The organism is Pseudoalteromonas byunsanensis (genome assembly GCF_001854475.1).
Taxonomy (GTDB): Bacteria; Pseudomonadota; Gammaproteobacteria; order Enterobacterales; family Alteromonadaceae; genus Pseudoalteromonas; species Pseudoalteromonas byunsanensis.
The window spans coordinates 262290-280395 of the sequence record NZ_MNAN01000034.1 but is presented as its reverse complement, the minus strand read 5'-3'; the positions used below and the strand labels follow the sequence as shown (position 1 = coordinate 280395).

Here is an 18106-nt window from a genome sequence, read left to right as displayed (position 1 = left end):
TGGTTCCCAACCAGATGTTAAACAATGCTACGAATGCATATTACATTTCTCTACAGCCTTCAAAATGGATTGTTTTGTTGAGGGCTTAGCAATGTAGGCAGCAAGCCCTAAGCTTGCCCATTTCCTGATCAGATCTTTGTTCTTATTACTCGTCAGTGCAATTATTGGAATAGATTTACAGTTGGGTATATTGCGTATGTTCTTGGTTGTATTATATCCATCCAGCTCTGGCATAAATAAATCCATAAAAATAAGGTCGTATTTGTGCTTTCTAAGCATTTTAATAGCCGTTAATCCGCTGCTAACACTTTCAACATTATGTCCTTCATCACGAAGTATTTTACTTATCATCTCTCGGTAAATTTCATTGTCTTCAACGACCATGATTTTTGAATTTTTGGGTCTACTTTCTGCTAAAGTTGTCTCCGGTTTTGCACTAGAATCTATGGGGTCGTCGAAGTTTGTCTCATAACTGGGTTGTTTTACGGAGGTAACGACTCGCGCTTCTTTAATTTGTGATGCTTGGTGGCTGGTATTGGGGATCGAGCGCTCAGTTAAAAGGGCTGACAGCTCAGCAACTGATATTTGTTTGTTCTTCAGCCTGTTTGTAAGTTCAGCAACACTATCAGAAAGTTGTGATTCAAGCTTGTCTAGCAAAGGGGTTATATGTTGTCTTTTTAGCTCCTGAATAAGTGCGGTTTGCACTTCGTTTAAACCTTCGGTTTGGTCTAAATTTTCTCTAGCATCTTTTAATGTTTGCTCAGCAGTTTTGTGGTACTGCGCTGCGTCATCAATCAGTTGTTTGAGCTCGTCATCTATTCTGCCAAAGTGTTCCTCTCTAATACTTGTCACATCATTTGCTTCTTTAGAGCGAAATAACGCATTGTGTAATATCATTCTCAAGCGATAATTTTCATACATAGGCTTGTATATAAAATAATCGCGAAAAATACTTTTCATACAGCATCTAAAGCCAATTCCTGACTCTTTATTTTCACATAGCAATATGTTTTCATGGGGATAGTCCAAAACCCCTTGTTTAGCTAACTTACTATAAAGCTCAACACTGCGACTAACGCTCGACATGGCGATAATGATCACTAAGGGTGCAGCTTCTAATAGTACTTCCTGCATACTGTCATAGTTACTGAGAGTTCTAAATGCTGTGATTTGAGATGAAATAACATCTGTAACACCTCCCAGTTCTTCAACGTCGTCACAAAGCAATACAACTTTCGGGTGCCGCTCTACGTGCTCAACTTCTTTACGCGTCATGTTTTCACTTCCTAGTTAGCAATTAAGAAAAGGGTCAATGCTTATTGTTATTTTCAACATCGCTTTATAACTAAGCTTGTTTTATGCAAAATTTAATATGTTCAGTATAGTTGTTAATTATAGTTTTCGCGTACCGAGTAATGTTTTTGCTGTTCTAACGCTTTTAAAAAGCTGACTTTTTTTAGAGGCAGTGCGAATAAGTAGCCTTGACCATAATCTATTTTATAATGATTTAAAAAGCTCAGGTCGTTCGGGTTTTCTATTCCTTCTGCAACAATTTTTAAATGCAGCTTATGAGCCAGTGCAACAGTAGCTTCGATGATTGCTTGTTTGTCTTTGTCCAGTGCACATCCATGGATAAAACATCTATCTAACTTTAATTCACAAAAGGGTATTTGACTAAGTTGCTTTATGGACGAATAGCCCGTTCCAAAATCATCAATAGATAAAGAGAAGCCCTTGAGTCTGAGTCTAAGCAGCACGTCCAAGGACTCAGCTAAGTTTTCAATTAATAGGCTTTCGGTTACTTCAAGAGTGATCATTTGTGGTGGAACACTGTAGCTGCTGGCAAGCTCTGCCAAACGTTCGGGAAGGTGGATATCTTCTAAATTTTTGACGCTTAAGTTGATGTTAAATGTTAGCTCCTTTAGCTTTTCATAGTGTTTTTCTATAAATGCAAATGCTTCATCTACCACTAGTATAGAAAAGTCATGGACGAGATCTGAGTCTTCGATAATATCGATAAAGTAATAGGGCGTTAATACACCAAATTCGGGGTGATTCCAGCGGACTAAAAACTCGGCTCCGACAATATTTTCTTCGGGTAATGAGAGTTTAGGTTGTAAATACAGGCACATTTGCTTGTTGTTAACCGCCTGCGCGACATCTTCGTAGTCAAAAGTTTGTGTATTTAATTCGGCACTGGCTACTTTGTTATCATCGAATAATGATGATATAAGGTGCTTTATTTGTACTTGGGTTATCGGCTTGTCGATACCGGTAACAACATTAAGAGCGCGTAACTGTGCAAGGTTTTTAGCCATTTTTATGATGGTATTGTCTTCACCACTGAGTAAAACAATTGCAGACTTAACGTTAAGATCTGATAAGTATCTGAGTACCTCAATACCATCCATTTGAGGCATGTTGAGATCAAGAAAAATAACATCAACGTGATGCTCGGCAATCATGTCTAATGCGTCAGGACCGTTCGTAAAGCCATAAAAGTCTACAGAAAAGTTGTGTTGAAGCAGCAGACGTAGTTGCGTGAGGATCAGGCCATTATCATCTATCGCAACAATTTTGAATGTCTTTCTGGCATCCATGAAAAAACCTTTAAACTATTTTCAGAAGAAGTGCTAATCACTAGTATTGAGTATAGAAGTTATTTCAGAACATACAGCACCAAAGTGTGAAATACACTTTGGAAGCAGACCGTCGATTTTATCCTGATCTTTGCCCTTTGCAGCTATTTCCAGTTCGTGATAACTCTCAGCCAATAAGGCAGCTCCGACTGCTTTAGCTGAGGATTTTAATTGATGAGCATAACTTTGCACTTGGCCAATATCTGATTGCTGATTTACAAGCGACTGCATAATAGGCGATGATTCTGAAACAAAACTTTGCAAAAATATGTGTTGTATTTTTTTATCTACACCAACAAATTCTGATAGCAGTTGTAAATCAATCAGTCGGTGGTTTGGCGCGTCGTCATCGTGGCTTTCTTTACCATTTATTAGCTCGCTTTTTGGTATTTTATCTGGCATCCACTTAAGTAGAATTTGTTTTAACTTTGTCAGTTCGATTGGCTTGGATATGTAGTCGTTCATCCCACATTCTAAACATTTGCTGCGTTCGCCACTGAGCGCATTTGCGGTCGCCGCGATGATTGCCGTTTCTTTGCCTGATTTTTTTTGCTTTTCTAGCTGGCGATATTTTTTTGAAAAGGTATAACCGTCCATAACTGGCATATGGCAGTCTGTAATGATTAAGGCAAATGAATAGCTTTCTAGAAACTCTAATGCCATGGCTCCATGTTCTGCTACCATGCACTGATACCCCAATAGACTTAATTGACGTCTAAATACTTCCTGATTGTAAGCATTGTCTTCCACTATCAACACCAGTTGATTGTCGAGTTGTGCCTGCTCGATACTAGGCAGTTCAAGTTGACTCGGTTTGGCTGGAGGCTCCAATTTAACTTCTGGGCTGATAATGTTTTCTCTGATAGCGAGTTGCTCAATGATTTTGAAACTATAGTATGGGTTGTAATAGATTGGCTCAAAACAACTTTCTTTTGGTAGTGGAGTAGTAAAGTTATCACCAACAAGAATGATATATACCGTTGTGTCATTGCTTGGTTGAAATTGATAGTCAGAGGTAATGATTTGTTGATAGCGTTCTAATGTGACGATAATGTAGTTGGCGTTTAATGAATTGATTTTACTATTATTTATATTTGCCCAGTTTTCTATTTTGCATTGGGCTCCGTGGGCTATTAAGTTTGCTTGAAGATCTTGTTCGAAAATGTCGTCATCACCCAATATATAAACACTGGTATTGTTAAATCGTATTTCAATTTCTGTATCTTTTTCTGCTTTATGGTTTTGATAGGGCAATTCTACGGTAAATGTACTGCCATTGTTTTCCTGACTGTGGCAAGAGATCTGGCCTTGCATCATAGAAGTCAATCTTTGAGTGATTGACAGACCCAATCCGGTTCCACCAAACTGTCGGTGAATACTGTTGTCTGCTTGTGTGAAAGGTTGAAACAAAGCTTTTTGCTGCTCCTGTGTCATGCCTTTGCCATTGTCTTTGACACTGATCAGAAGCTTGTCGCGTTTATCATGCGAGCCACTTACTCTTATCTCAATAACGCCGATTTTACTGGACGTTGTTTTGGTGAACTTAATTGCATTTCCAATTAGGTTTAATAAAATCTGTCTTATTCTTATGGGATCTCCTAGCTGCCAATAACTAAGACTTGGGTCAAACATAAAATACATTTGTAGGTTTTTCTCTTTAACATGATGGGAGAGAAGTTCTGCGGTCTCTTTCACTAAGCTACGCCAATTAAATGCTACTTTATCTATGGTCATTTTACCTGCTTCAATTTTAGAAAAATCTAAGACATCATTGATGATTCTAAGCAACATTAATGCAGAGTTTTTAGCGACTGACGCCAAGTGGTTTTGTTCCTGGCTTAACTCGCTTTGATGTAGTAGGTCTAACATACCTACAACACCATTCATGGGTGTGCGGATTTCATGACTCATTGTTGCGAGAAAGCGGGATTTGGCGTCATTTGCTAACTCGGCTTTGGCCTTGGCATCTTCAAGCAGGGTTGAGCTTTGTTTTCGCTGAGTAATGTCATGTTGATATAACAAAATCGCTTTGTCATCATCGGTTTCTAGGGTTGAGATAATGACTTCATACCAAAGAGTGTTGTCATCTATGCGGTATTCACATTCTAACTCCATTACATAGTCATCTTGATATTTTGCAGCGTTGAGCGCATCTAATAACGGACGCTTTCGAACCAGTGGTAATGAGTTTATGGCATCAAGGCAATCGTCGCCAACGCAGAAAAATGTATTCAGAAATAGACCACCACTAAACTGGTTTGTATGTTGGGTTTTAAACCAGTATTGATTGACAAGTTTTATCTTTGCCTGTGAATCAAGCAGTAGAATAAAAGCTGGAATGCTGTCGAGTGTTTCCTGAAGTAGCTTTTCTGTTTTTTTGTTTTCAGCCAATGCAGACTCTAGCGCTTTGCGTTGTAATTCTGCATCTTCCATCTTCGCTAGTGCAGCTTCTCTGGCGGCTCTGAGGGCTACTTGTCGTTGCTGCTGAAGGGATTGTTCTTTAACTATGTGAGAAACATTTTTTATTATACCAACTAGGTTTTTGGTTAAGTAATTCTTCTCATTGATTTGACAATCGTGAGCTACCTGCCAGTTCGCAGCAAATCCAACATGTGTAATATCGGTTAGATTTTGGGTGGTAAGTTGTAGTTTGATTGGTTTAAGTTGGTTATGTTTTTTGACTTCCAAAAACAGTTCCTTTCGGCTTTGTGCTGTTAAATAGCGCAGTAAGCTTCTTAAAGAGTACTCATGTGTCTCTGTTGACAGATTGAGCATGTTCGCCAGTTCATTAGAGATCAGCGCGTTTTTGTCACTAAATTGCCATTCCCACGACCCCATGCTGGCTATTTGTTGCGCGATATTGAGCTGAATTTTGTCCTTCGCTAGCTGTTGTTCAGAAAGGCTAAGCTTTTCAATGGCTCTATTTTGCACTCTAAATGCGATAAATAAAGCGCCGCTACTTAGTAGTAAGAGCACGATAAGCTGTATAGTAAATTCATTTTTCACGTTATCTATTAGCGAACCAATCGCTGCGATTTCGCGCTCTGAACCTATACCAATGTTTAACTCATTGTCCCATGCGAGTATTCCTAACACACTGTTACCCTGAAAATTATAATAATGTTGTGGTATTAGCGCGCCCAGTTGAGCAAACGAAGTACTGGCGTTAGACAAAGCATCATCAAGCCAATGGTTTGTATACTCATGAAAGCTGGTAATAATATGGCGCTTGTCGAAATAAAATGAGGTTGAATCAGATGACAAGAAGGGAGATCTTAGAAGGGTTTTAAGTGAAGCAAAGTCACTTGTTGAATACCATATGAGGTAAGGCCGTATACCGTTTTGACCTACAGCTATAGTTGTAAAGTGCGCACTTAGCGTGTTGTTTACAAAAACCGTTGTCGAGACAATTTTTCCATTTTTAGCTAGCTGTAACCTTGGCTTTATTTGTTGCAGTGCTACGTTTAGCTCGTCACTGCCGTTGGTAAGCCAACTTTGTTCGCTGATGTTGTATATGGCCAAGTTGTTGGAGTTCAGATAGGTTTTAATTTTTGCGTGATTTTTCAATTCACTATCGGATACGTTAGACAAATATGCTTGTGCATCAGTTAATCGTGTTTTGATGGGTCTATACCAAACTTCTTTTACGTTTTGTAATGTATGAATGGCGTTGCTTCTAAGTTCACCTGCTAACTGAGTATTTAGGTCATCGTGTAAAATGCGTTGACTGAAGCGGTGTGTTACTAGCATAACGAACATGAAAGTGATGAAAACAAGTGATAATTGCCAATAATTTAAAGATAGATTTTGACCTCTTTTATCGGTCTTCGTTACTTCCCATGCCTTGTACAAAACGAAAGTAATAAGTAGAGCTAACATTACCATCGTTAGGATGAGCATATTTAGGTGACGCTGTGAACTTACTTGATTTTTCGTCCAATGGAGTTGGTGTTGTTTGGTAATAGCAGCTGACAACTCTACCAATTGGTTAATGTAGTCAGTACTAATGAGCCACCAGTCGGTGGCTTTTATTTTTGTATTGCCCGTTGTTTGAATGCTTTCAATGACGCCGTCAATTTTATTCTTTTCTTTAGTGCTTAAGATATCGGAAATCGTGTTTTGTATGTCTTCGTTGGAGGAAGCTGTCTGTAGTAAATAGTTGTGACTAGCATTTAAGTACAAAATATTCGCGATTTTAGTTGCATTATTTTTATGGGACGACCTTATATATTCGCCAACGTTTGCTCTGAGTTTAGCTATATATTCAATACTATAGAGCAGATTCAAATAATCAGAAAAGTCGCTTTTCGTTGTTTCTTTCGTTGTTCCAGTACCACTGTGCAAAATAGTTAGCTGTGTACTAAGCAGTGAATCAATAAGCTTGGTGTAGCGTTGGAATCCTCCTAGCTTGGTAACATCTTTATCAATGATCTGAGCCCTCAGGCGAGCAAGTGTTGTTGGCACATTTTTTAAGGCTGTTATTGGCCCCTGTAGGTGAGCGGTTAGTTTTTGGTTGGTAAAATAATTGATAGCTTGTGTTAAATGTTGGTCTGTATCATTTTTATACTTTATGAGCATTTCATATTGGTTTAAATTTTTCTGCGCATAGAAAACTGCACTGGTTCCCCGCTCTCGCTGCAGTGAGAAAACGAGTTGTCCAATCAAGAACAGTTGTTCACTATTTAACGCAACTTGTGTATGAGTAACATGATTGAGTTTTGCTTTATCATACTGGCTTAGAATATGGTCAAGTGTTACAAAGCAGATGAATAATATGATGAAGCAAAGCAACTTTTCGACTTTTTTTTGCATAGAAGTAGAACGTTGTCAGTTTAATAAACTACTATAGAACAAGGTTTATAAATTGCTCACACTGTTATTATGAAAAAACCTCAAAAACCAAAAAATGAACCACTTAGAATTCAGACACTCAATGAGCTGGGATTATTGGACTCAGAGCCTGAGCCGCAATTAGACCGTTTAACTGAATTTGTGGCGCATGTTTTTTGTGTGCCAGTTGCACTAATAAGCTTAGTTGACAGTGATAGACAATGGTTTAAGTCGAAAGTTGGGTTAGACGCATGTGAAACATCAAGAGACATTTCGTTTTGTGGCCATGCCATACTAGGACCAGATGTTTTTGTTGTGCCTAATGCTCTTAAGGATGAACGATTTAAGGATAATCCACTGGTAACAGGCCCGCCATATATACGATTCTACGCAGGTGCGCCGTTGGTGCACAAAAATGGTAGTGCGTTGGGGACTTTATGTTTGATTGATATAGAGCCTCGCACTTTTGATGAAGATGACATCAAAGTTTTACGTGAGGTTGCAGACAAAGTGATATGGGAATTTTGCCACTAAGAAATTATGCCTAAGTAATAGCCGAAAAGAACTAAAAAGCCTTAGCCTCTAAGGTTTTTGATGCGTTAGAGGGGAAAATTCGCTACAATTGTGACTTTATATCATTACCGAACTCGGTGCATTTCAATTTTAAGGTTTTCCCCCTGTAGATGACTGACATCACAACTCACCAGGCCTCACGTAGAAGGCTGCTGATTGCATTGGCAATCACTTGCTCATTCATGGTTATTCAGCTGTTTGGCGCCTACTACGCTAACTCTTTAGCTGTGCTAGCAGATGCTGGTCATCTCTTTGTTCACAATAGTTCGTTATTCATTGCAGTTATAGCTTCCAGTATTGCCGTGTATTTGGCGAAAACGTATAACGATGGCTACAAAAAGGCGGAATATATCGGGGGGCTTATCAATGGACTGCTATATTTGGCCATCTCTGTGTTGATAATAGTTGAAGGGTCCGAACGTTTTTTCCATCATACCGAAGGTCATCAGCTAGAAGTTAACTCATACTTAATGTCCGTCATTGCAGCAATTGGCTTCCTTTTTCATGGCTTATCCACTTGGATTTTATATAAAGGCAGAAAAGACAGTATTAATGTTTACGCGGTGTTTTTACATTCGTTTTTTGACTTACTATCGACTGTATCTACATTCATTGCCGGTGTACTCATTTATGTAACTGGATGGGAATTGATCGACATTATTTCCAGCTTACTTATCTCAATATTTGTACTAATAACGGGCGTAAAGGTGATTCGAAGTTGTGTGATGGGGTTATTTTTCACACAGAAAAAACTACCAAAGATATCCGAACTGGAGAAAGCTATATCAGGTGCAGAGCATGTTGAGAGCGTACACAATATCACGGTGAGTGAGTTAGAAGGGCAGTTAGCTGTCGGTGCTCATATTGTCCTTAAACATCACTGCACAATAGAGCAGCATGATGCTTTGTGTAGAGTGACGGTGGAAAAGTTACTTAGAAACAGGTTTAAAGTTGAACAATGCGTTCTACAGATAGAAAGCCATCAGTGTCCAGAACATTAGGGAATGAACATTGACGGTGTGGAAAAACCCTTTTATACAAAGACACTTTAACGTAGTAAATAAATTAGTAAAACTTTCGTAATAGGTTGGCAAACTGAGGGTTTTCTTTTACCTTTAATAGGTTAGTAGCTCTGGGAATTATCTGTGCCTAATTATCTTCACAAATACATGCCATTGATAGTGACTCTCCTTTTGGGTATATCTGGCGGTTTGGCGAACCTATTGCCCTTTTTCTTTTTAGATTCCTCAGAGTTCCTTTTCGGTCAACTTTTTGTTCTATTATCACTGGTATTGTTTGGCTGGCGCTATGCGTTACTTTGTGCCGCCATTGGCGCTGCGTTTATATTTTATCGTTGGGGGCATAGTTGGCCTTCTGTGGTATTTGTGCTCGAAGTGATTTGGCTGCAGGTACTGTGTGTGAAAAAGGGTAAGCCTTTTTTCATCAGGGGGCTGGGATTTTGGTTGGTGATTGGGTTACCGATATTACTGATTTTCGGATACTACTTATTAAGTTTACCTAACCTAGTGATAGTCACTGCACTAGCGAAGTATTTTATCAATGCAGCGTTATATCTAGCGATTGTCGATTTACTCAGTTTTTTCTTTGTCCGTCACTTGTGGCGCGCACAGCCATTGAATGCAATCCTTAATTACACCATTAGTCTTTTAATCGTTTTGGTAGTTCTCATCACTTCGATTGTGCTGACCAATAATAGCTATAGCCGTATTGAACATGAAGTTAAAGAGCAGCTTCAAGGAGCGGCAAAGAATATCAGCGTCCAGCTTAGTGATTACTTAAAAGGGTATCGACGCGCTGTAGTAAGTGTGGCTAACAATGTAGAGCAAGGCTTTGAGAGGGGAGCGGCACTTAGAACTCTGGTTGAGTTACAACCAGATTTGCGAACGGCTATATCTACTGACAGTAAGGGTATCATTGGCGCTTTTTATCCTGATGTTTTTGAAAATAATCGAATGGATGAATCTCTATCTGTCGTAGATAGGGATTATTTTGTACAAGCACCATTTTATCCAAATGGATATATCTCTCCAATTCTAGAGGGACGAGGGTTTGGACGTGATCTGATTATCGCAATTTCAGCGCCAATATTTAAAGAAGGTCAATTTGATGGGATTGTTGAGGCTTCACTGATATTTGATTCGTTTGCCCGGTTTAGACCCAATATCCTTGTCAACAGTGGCGATTTGATAATACTTGATAACACTAACCAAGTTGTTTACAGCTCTTTGGCATCGTCATATAAGGTATTAGATATTTTGCCAGCCGATATTTTGGAGGCTTGGCATGATGAGAGTAACTCCACATATACAGACCTTCAGGGCAAGGTTTTGTATCGCTACGCTCGTAAAATTGAAGGTTTAAACTGGACGGTGGTGACTTTACTCGAAGGACATCATGTTCGTCTTGCAGCGGCTTCAGCATGGGGAAAATCACTGCTACTAGCATTAGTCATCATTATTCTCAGCAGTATATTTGTAAGCCAACTCTCTCGATATTTGGTAAAGCCTATAGCCGCATTGAGTGAGGATATTAATCACTTTGAACCCAGTTCAATGCTGAGAAATTCAGCCGGTGAACAAGCCAGTTGTTTAGAAGTTATTACATTACAACAACACTTTAATCAACTTGCATTTAAGCTCACCATGAACTTCTCAAAGTTGCAGCTAGCCAACAGTGAAAATGAGGAGCTAAACAAGAAACTAACTAACTTTAACCGAGAATTAGAACAACAAGTCAATGAAAAAACAGAAGAACTACTAGCAGCGGTAGCTGCGGCGAACAATGCAAATAAAGCAAAAAGTCGCTTTTTAGCAAATATGAGCCACGAAATCCGTACGCCTATGAATGGCATTATAGGCCTAACGGGTATACTTGTTGAGCAGAAGAAAGGTGATGAAGAAACCTTAAAACAGCTAGAAATTGTTCATACTTCAGCTCAGAACCTACTGTTAATCCTAAATGACATCTTGGATTACTCAAAAATAGAGGCCGGTGCATTAGCGCTTGATTTACATGCAACAGATGTATTCAAATTATTTGATACCATAGCAACACTCTTTGAGCAGGTTGGACTTAAAAAACAAGTAAAGTTCGAATATCAACTGTCCTCTAAATTGCCCTCATGTTTGTTAGTTGATTCGTTGCGGGTCAATCAAATCGTTAATAACTTACTCAATAATGCAGGCAAATTTACAGAGGAAGGTACCGTGTCCCTATTGGTGGATTACCAAAATAACCATCTGATAGTAAAGGTAAAAGATACCGGGATAGGTATATCACGTAACCAGCAAAAGTTATTATTCAATGAATTTACTCAACTAGATGTTTCTACAACACGCCGCTATGGCGGTACAGGGCTTGGGTTAACTATCTCAAAGCGCTTGTCAGAACTGATGGGAGGGAAGTTGGAGGTTGAAAGTGTCAAGGGGGAGGGGAGTTGCTTTACCTTGAAAATACCTGCACAAGTGGCTGAACTATCAGCGCATACAGGCCCATCAATCAATACGCCTGACTTAAGTAACGCATCTGTGTTGATAGTAGAAGATAATATGGTAAACCAGATCGTATTAGCGAAGGCTATGCAAGATACGCGATGTATTTTACACAAAACAATGGATGGCGTTGAAGCGCTGACATTTTTAAAAGATCATAGTGTCGATATTGTCTTAATGGATTGCCAGATGCCAAATATGGATGGATATGAATGTACCAAACATATTAGAAAAGAACCGAATATATATGGTAAACCTTACATTATTGCAATAACTGCCAACGCTTACAGCGAGGATCGTCTCAAGTGCTTACAAGTTGGTATGGATAACTTTGTTGCCAAACCAATTGAAAAAAGCTTTTTGTATAAGGCACTTGGTGAGGCGCTGTCAGAAATTAAACGTGCCTAGTTAAACGCTATAGTTTTTGCTCCATAATCTTAGCTAAATCTTCGGCGTTAACTGGTTTTGAAAAATAATAGCCTTGCATATAGTAGCAACCCAGCTCTTTTAGAAATGCTAGTTGTTCCGTATTTTCCACACCTTCAGCAATACATGACATTTGTAAACTTTCAGCGAGTAAGTAAATGGTTCGTATAATAGATTTATTGCTGTTTAGACTATCCATTTTCCTGACAAACCCCTGATCAATCTTGATAATATCAATTGGAAACTGATTGAGGTAGGTTAAAGATGAATAGCCTGTGCCAAAGTCGTCCAGTAACAAAACAAACCCTGCACTTTTGAGCGATGTGAGTGAACGTTTGGCTTTATCGGTATCTTCCATGAGTGAGCTTTCAGTGATTTCTAGTCGCAACACACTGGTACTTAAATTAAAAGAATGAAGAATGTTGACCAAGTTTTGAGCAATGTCGGACTTAAGAATATGCACGGCAGAGAGATTTAACGACAGGTAAAACTCACTGTCACTTTCTATAAACTCATGTAGTTCTCGTAATGCTCGTTTGAGCGCCTGCTCTGTCATTAACTCTATTAAGCCAACCTCTTCTGAAATAGGAATAAAATCAATCGGTGAAACGTTTTCACCTTCATATTGCCAACGCATTAGCAGCTCAACCCCTACGACTCGGCCACTAATGATATTTACGATAGGTTGGTAATGGTTATATATTTGTTCATCTCGGTACGCTGTTTTTAGCGCGTTTTCCAAAGTCAATTTACGCGAGAACTGGGTATTCATTTGAGTTGTGAAAAACTTAAATCCGTTTCTGCCCGCTTGTTTTGCATGTATCATCGCAATATCTGCGTTACGGATCAGCATTTCTGGTGTTTGTGCGTCAAAAGGATACATTGCAACACCAATACTTGCTGAGATACTCATCGTAATGCCGCCTATCTCAATTTTTTTGGGCAGGCATTCAAGTAATTTGGTTGCAAGCTCGCTCAGTTTGTGGGGAGAGCGAACATCTTTAACTAAAACAATAAATTCATCACCACTTTGTCGCCCTAACACACAGTTACCAGGAAGAATTCTACTGATCCGTTCAGTGATCTTGATTAACAGTTGATCTCCCGTATGGTGTCCGTAGGCATCGTTAATAGGTTTGAACTTGTCTAAATCAATAAATAGCAAAGCACAGTTGCGCTCTGATGATTGAGCATTATGTAAGGCGAACTCGATGTGCTGTAGCATAAGGTTACGATTAGGCAGTTTGGTAAGCGCATCAAAATTGGCCAGATAACGTAACTCGCTTTCAGCTTGCTTTTGCTCGGTAAGATCTGAAATGACAATAACATAGTGCTCAATCTGACGATTATCTTTAGAAATAGCATTAATGCTCAGGTGGATAGGATGTGCAACCTGGTGCGATGTTTTAACAGTCAGCTCTTGTCTGATATGCTGGTTTGGACCGAGCCTTTGAATGCGTTTGAGTAAGCTGTTGAGCTTTTTATAACCAACCACTTTAGTAAACCTTTTGAAAGAAAGGGCTTTTACCGCGTTGTTTTCGTCTAGTTCAAAGGCGTGACAAAAGCTCGCATTCACTGATAAGGGTTGTAAGTCAGCATCTAAAATTAGGATCCAGTCACTGACCTGACTAAAGGCTTCACCAAGAATAGTCGCTCTTAAATCCGTCGCCTTTTGCTCGGTGATATTGGTATAAATTCCCATGATATCTTTAACCTTGCCTTTCTCGTCAAAGCTCTGTACCTGACCAATGTCGTGATACCAAAGCCAAGGTTCTTCGAGCCCCCTTACTCGATAGGTTAAAGATAACTGTATATCTGTTGGTGAAGAGATAAATTGCTTCCAAACTCGTTGCACATGCTCTCTGTCATCTGGGTGAATACGTTCGAAGTAATCATTAAGTATTGCCACTTCTGTGCCAGAAGGGATGGGTAAGCAATCAGAATTTCTGCGCTGTTTAACGGTTTTAGAGATCAGGTTTACCTGCCATATACCACTTCGAGTAGTATTTAGTGCCATTTCAGTTTGTTGTTTACTGATGGTCATTTCACTTAGTGCTCTTTTGATAGTCCGTTGTTTTTTACTGTTTTGTTTGAGCCACAGCAGGACTACACTAAGCACTGATAGGATATAGATGGTCCAAGCAAGTGGTGAGTTAAACAACGAGTGTTCAACTTTAAATGACAGTGCGATTGCATCATTCACTTGCTGATTACCAAGTGCGAGCTGCTCAATAAGTAAGGTATATTCTCCAGGTTGTAAGTGGTTGAAAAATAGGTAATTAGAATTCAAATTATTAAATTCAATCGAAGTAGGGCCAGTTAACTTGGCGCGGTACTTGTAAATGATCTGATTAGAAAAGTCGAAATTGCTAAACATAATCTTTAAGCCCAAGTCATCATGATTGAGGACTAGTGGCTGAGCATCGAGAAAAATAGGATAGAAGTCGATGCTTCGAGACATTAGGCTGATGTCTGTTATCGCCAATTCAGTTCTTGATGTATTGTTTTCAAGAAAGTCAGCTGGAGAAAACCAAACCACGCCATTGATGGTACCAAATGCCAATACTCCTGATTCCAAGGTTGTACTGGCTCCAGCGTTAAACTCACTGTTCGGTAAACCATGAGTAGCATCAAATTTTTGCAATTGCCGATTGCTGATGTTGAGTCGAAATAAGCCTGACTGGCTGCTTATCCACAAATAGCCAAAGTTATCAGGGATAAGCTGATAAGCGGGCTGAGGCTCTGAACCTTCCGCGATTTTTAGTGTGTATTTGAGGGTTAAGCTTTGCTCGTCAAGCGCTATTACCCCATCAACAGAACTGGCTAGCCAAAGTGTACCATCTTCGGTGTAGACCCAATGATCAATAACGGAAAATCTCTCAGCGTCCTGTTTGTCGAACTCATAAATGGTTGTCAGCTCCTTACTGTGTTCATTATAGCTGACCAAGTTGCGCTCTGTACTGAGTAAGTATTCACCTTTACGCGATGGTAATGGGGGGAGAAACTTGTAGGCGCTATCTACTTCTAATTGCTGTGAGAGATTGACTAAGGGTCGTACGCTTTTATTAAGTGCATCATATACATAAAAGCCTTCGCTGGTTATGAATGCAATTTCATTTTTACTGACCACCGCAGCGCCCCAGTTTAGATTTAAAAAGGGGTTTTTCTGGTCTGACTTAACGGGTGGTAAGTCTATACTATCTTCGGTTTTGTTTAGCTGGCGTAGGCCCGACAGGGTTTCTACAAACAGAACGTTGTTGTCAATATGATTAAAAGCGATGATTTTGTATATTGCATTGGTTGCATAGGCAGCTTTAGGGTCAGTATTTTTGTAATAGTGTTTGGGGGTTGTATCTTGCAACCCGTTGAACATGAGTAAGCCATTGTCGGTGCCTACCCAGATCTCGTTTTCACTCTGTTCGTAAATAGACCAAATGTTATGGTTGGTGAAATCTCTATTCTCTGCTTTTAAGGTTTTGAAACGAAGGGATGTTAATGGCCAATAATAGGCACCTTGATTAAGCGTTGCCATCCATATGTTGCCATATGTATCAAACATCAAATCGATAACATTGCTTTGCGCAAGTGCGAACTTACTGTCCTTCAATGACAGAAGTTTACTGGCAGACTGACGTTTCCTGTCAACGGTATAGACCCCTCGTTCAGTTGCTATAAGTTCGCCATACGGTGTAATTACGTGATCCCAAATATTGAGCTCTGGAACTAAGGTATAGGCTGATTCTAGCTGTAGTGTTTTACTATTTATAGGGATGCTATATAACCCTTGCACGGTACCAATGAGTAATCCGATAGCGGGATCGATCTTTAGTAATTTAACATTGCTATTAAGGCTATTTCTTTGTTGAGCAGATAAAAATTGTTGCTCTGTAAGTTGCCCAGATTCAAAGTTGAAGGTAAAAAATCCTTGGTTGGTGCCTATAAGTAAAAGTTTATCAAGTCGTAACAATGCACGAATATAACTGTGCTTCTCAAAGCTTGTTACTAAAGTGGAGCGTTTGCTGTTTAAATCAATCTTATACAAAAAGTTGTCTATACCAGCATATAGCATATTACCTATTTTGAATGCTGAGGTTATTTCCGAAAAGGCATTGGAATTGGTAATTAACCTTCCTGAATAAACTTGTTCAACTTGTAACGTATTGATGTTGATTAGATACGCACCACTGAAGGCTGTTGATACCAGTAGTAAATCTGGGTCAATAAGAGTGATGTAGGAAATGTGTTTTGTGGCTAGATTAAATTGGCTCTTCAGTAGAGTGATACTGTTACCGTCATATCGGTTTAAGCCTAGATGTGTAGCAACCCAAACGTAGCCATGCTTGTCTTGTACAATACCGCTGATACTGGCTTGGGATAGTCCTTCCTCTGTAGAGAGGCGGTTGATCGTATTACCAGCATTTTGCGCAAAAGCTTTACTTTGCAGCACGGCTGTAAAGCACAGGAGTAAGATTAGCGCAAAGCAACGATACATGAATAAAGCCTTTGAATTAAAATTGTTTAAGTATAACTGTCTCCTGACTACTCAAGCATATGCTAGGTTTTGCTTTAGCATTGTTTGCATGTAGGTAAATCCATTTGGTCAAACCGAGGGTTCAAACCGTTAATTTAACACAATATTTATGTTTATGACTACAAGCTTGCAATATTAACATGACTCTCCATGCCAACATACATCTTCACTGCTTCTATATTCAAACTTTAGCCTACTTTCTCACTAATCACATGAGAATTATGGAGAAGTTAAAAGGTTTGAGCGTAATTGAGATATTTACTTGATAGACTCTACCAGAAAGCTAAATAACAATAATTATCATTTTTTAGTTTTTTGTAGTTGATAACTATTTGTGTTTAGATTAAACTCATCAGCAGTTAATGTTATTGAGATTGGTTTGTATTCATGTATATCTGCATTTGTCATGGTGTAACAGATAAAAAGATTGCTCAGGCGATTGATGATGGAGCAACCAGCATGCGTGAATTAAGCAAAGAGCTTGGTGTGGGTACTCAGTGCGGTAAGTGCACCAACTGTACCAAGAAGATTTTAAACGAAAAGCTCATTGAAATCGTAGATATTACAGATCAGGTTGCATAACTCAGTAGCATAAGTTTTTTATAAAAAAAGGGCCATTCGGCCCTTTTTTTACGACTGATAGTTACATCTGTGATTGTAGGTAGTTCTCAATACCCATTGTTTTAATAAGACTTTGTTGAGTCTCTAACCAGTCGATCTGTTCTTCTTGCTCATTTAGAATAACATCGAGTGCTTCACGTGAAATATAGTCACGCTTTTGCTCTGCAAGCTCAATAGCGTTTTTCAAATCAACTAATGACAGCTGTTCAAATTCCATATTTGCTGCGATCATTTCTTCACAAGTCTCACCTATGCGTAAACGACCCAGACTTTGCAGGTTAGGTAATCCTTCTAAAAATAAGATACGTTCGATCAAGCGATCCGCATTTTTCATTTTTTGAATAGAGGTTTTGTAGTCAGCCTTGTCTAACGCCGTGAAACCAAAGTCTTTAAACATACGCGCATGTAAAAAATACTGATTGATGCCAACTAATTCATTTGCAAGTACAGCATTTAGTGCCGTGATGACTTCTTTGTTCCCTTTCATATCGGCTCCTAACCTATTTGAGATTGAATGTAATTCTGGATACCAATTTTATCCATTAGACCCAGTTGTTGTTCAAGCCAATAAACATGATCTTCTTCGGTATCAAATAGTAGCTTTTCAAGTGTTTCTCTTGACTGATAGTCCTGCTCTTGCTCACAAATAGCAATGGCTTCTTTAACGCTTTCGACCACTTCTAACTCAAGAGTTAGGTCGTTTTGCATCATGGAGCGTACGTCATGACCGATTAGTAGGTCTCGACGCTTGGTCATATTAGGCACACCTTCTAAAAATAGAATGCGTTTTATTAACCAGTCTGCATGGGTGGTTTCTTCTTCCATTTCATGGTTTAAACGTTCATATAGCTTGTTCAAGCCCCAATCGTCATACATGCGTGAATGGATGAAATACTGATCAATAGCTGCCAATTCGTTTGCTAAAAGTGCATTAAATGCATCAATAACTCTTTGCTTACCTTTCATACGTCCGC

10 protein-coding genes are annotated in these 18106 nt (G+C 39.1%); 4 read left to right on the top strand and 6 right to left on the bottom strand.

The features are described from left to right. Positions 1 to 27 precede the first annotated feature (27 nt). The 3 genes from BIW53_RS15570 to BIW53_RS15560 form a co-directional block, all read right to left on the bottom strand. The gene (locus tag BIW53_RS15570) at positions 28 to 1275 is read right to left on the bottom strand and encodes a response regulator (RefSeq protein WP_070992956.1); all 1248 of its coding nucleotides are present in this window, start codon (positions 1273 to 1275) and stop codon (positions 28 to 30) included. Between the two features lie 113 nt (positions 1276 to 1388). Then, entirely contained in the window at positions 1389 to 2600 is a 1212-nt protein-coding gene (locus tag BIW53_RS15565; protein WP_070992955.1) for an EAL domain-containing response regulator, read from the bottom strand. Positions 2601 to 2633: 33 nt separating this feature from the next. Beyond that, positions 2634 to 7451, bottom strand: a complete 4818-nt coding sequence (locus BIW53_RS15560) for an ATP-binding protein (RefSeq protein ID WP_070992954.1) — start codon at positions 7449 to 7451, stop codon at positions 2634 to 2636. Positions 7452 to 7520: 69 nt separating this feature from the next. Between BIW53_RS15560 and BIW53_RS15555 the strand changes: the two genes are divergently transcribed. The 3 genes from BIW53_RS15555 to BIW53_RS15545 all read left to right on the top strand — a co-directional run bounded on the left by BIW53_RS15555 (position 7521) and on the right by BIW53_RS15545 (position 11962). Beyond that, positions 7521 to 8003 carry a GAF domain-containing protein gene (locus BIW53_RS15555; RefSeq protein WP_070992953.1) on the top strand — a complete coding sequence of 161 codons (483 nt, stop codon included), beginning with the start codon at positions 7521 to 7523 and terminating at the stop codon, positions 8001 to 8003. A 149-nt stretch (positions 8004 to 8152) separates the two neighbouring features. Further along, positions 8153 to 9043, top strand: coding sequence for a cation diffusion facilitator family transporter (locus BIW53_RS15550; RefSeq protein WP_070992952.1), 891 nt, complete (start codon positions 8153 to 8155; stop codon positions 9041 to 9043). Between the two features lie 144 nt (positions 9044 to 9187). Beyond that, entirely contained in the window at positions 9188 to 11962 is a 2775-nt protein-coding gene (locus BIW53_RS15545) for a hybrid sensor histidine kinase/response regulator (protein WP_342671981.1), read from the top strand. A gap of 7 nt (positions 11963 to 11969) precedes the next feature. Here BIW53_RS15545 and BIW53_RS15540 read toward each other — a convergent pair whose 3' ends face one another. Beyond that, the gene (locus BIW53_RS15540) at positions 11970 to 16472 is read right to left on the bottom strand and encodes an EAL domain-containing protein (protein ID WP_070992950.1); all 4503 of its coding nucleotides are present in this window, start codon (positions 16470 to 16472) and stop codon (positions 11970 to 11972) included. Positions 16473 to 16898: 426 nt separating this feature from the next. Between BIW53_RS15540 and BIW53_RS15535 the strand changes: the two genes are divergently transcribed. Continuing rightward, the gene (locus BIW53_RS15535) at positions 16899 to 17093 is read left to right on the top strand and encodes a bacterioferritin-associated ferredoxin (protein WP_070983077.1); all 195 of its coding nucleotides are present in this window, start codon (positions 16899 to 16901) and stop codon (positions 17091 to 17093) included. Between the two features lie 61 nt (positions 17094 to 17154). Here BIW53_RS15535 and bfr (BIW53_RS15530) read toward each other — a convergent pair whose 3' ends face one another. Both bfr (BIW53_RS15530) and bfr (BIW53_RS15525) read right to left on the bottom strand, forming a co-directional pair. Next, positions 17155 to 17619: a bacterioferritin gene (gene bfr / locus BIW53_RS15530; RefSeq protein ID WP_070992949.1), complete on the bottom strand. Its 465-nt coding sequence runs from the start codon at positions 17617 to 17619 to the stop codon at positions 17155 to 17157. Between the two features lie 8 nt (positions 17620 to 17627). After that, entirely contained in the window at positions 17628 to 18098 is a 471-nt protein-coding gene (gene bfr / locus BIW53_RS15525) for a bacterioferritin (protein ID WP_070992948.1), read from the bottom strand. Between the last annotated feature and the right edge of the window lie 8 nt (positions 18099 to 18106).

Excerpts from the sequence above, each read along its gene's own strand:
- bfr (WP_070992948.1), bottom strand. The coding sequence starts at position 18,098 with ATGAAAGGTAAGCAAAGAGTTATTGATGCATTTAATGCACTTTTAGCA.
- BIW53_RS15560 (WP_070992954.1), bottom strand. The coding sequence starts at position 7,451 with ATGCAAAAAAAAGTCGAAAAGTTGCTTTGCTTCATCATATTATTCATC.
- BIW53_RS15540 (WP_070992950.1), bottom strand. The coding sequence starts at position 16,472 with ATGTATCGTTGCTTTGCGCTAATCTTACTCCTGTGCTTTACAGCCGTG.
- BIW53_RS15550 (WP_070992952.1), top strand. The coding sequence starts at position 8,153 with ATGACTGACATCACAACTCACCAGGCCTCACGTAGAAGGCTGCTGATT.
- BIW53_RS15565 (WP_070992955.1), bottom strand. The coding sequence starts at position 2,600 with ATGGATGCCAGAAAGACATTCAAAATTGTTGCGATAGATGATAATGGC.
- BIW53_RS15555 (WP_070992953.1), top strand. The coding sequence starts at position 7,521 with ATGAAAAAACCTCAAAAACCAAAAAATGAACCACTTAGAATTCAGACA.
- bfr (WP_070992949.1), bottom strand. The coding sequence starts at position 17,619 with ATGAAAGGGAACAAAGAAGTCATCACGGCACTAAATGCTGTACTTGCA.
- BIW53_RS15570 (WP_070992956.1), bottom strand. The coding sequence starts at position 1,275 with ATGACGCGTAAAGAAGTTGAGCACGTAGAGCGGCACCCGAAAGTTGTA.
- BIW53_RS15535 (WP_070983077.1), top strand. The coding sequence starts at position 16,899 with ATGTATATCTGCATTTGTCATGGTGTAACAGATAAAAAGATTGCTCAG.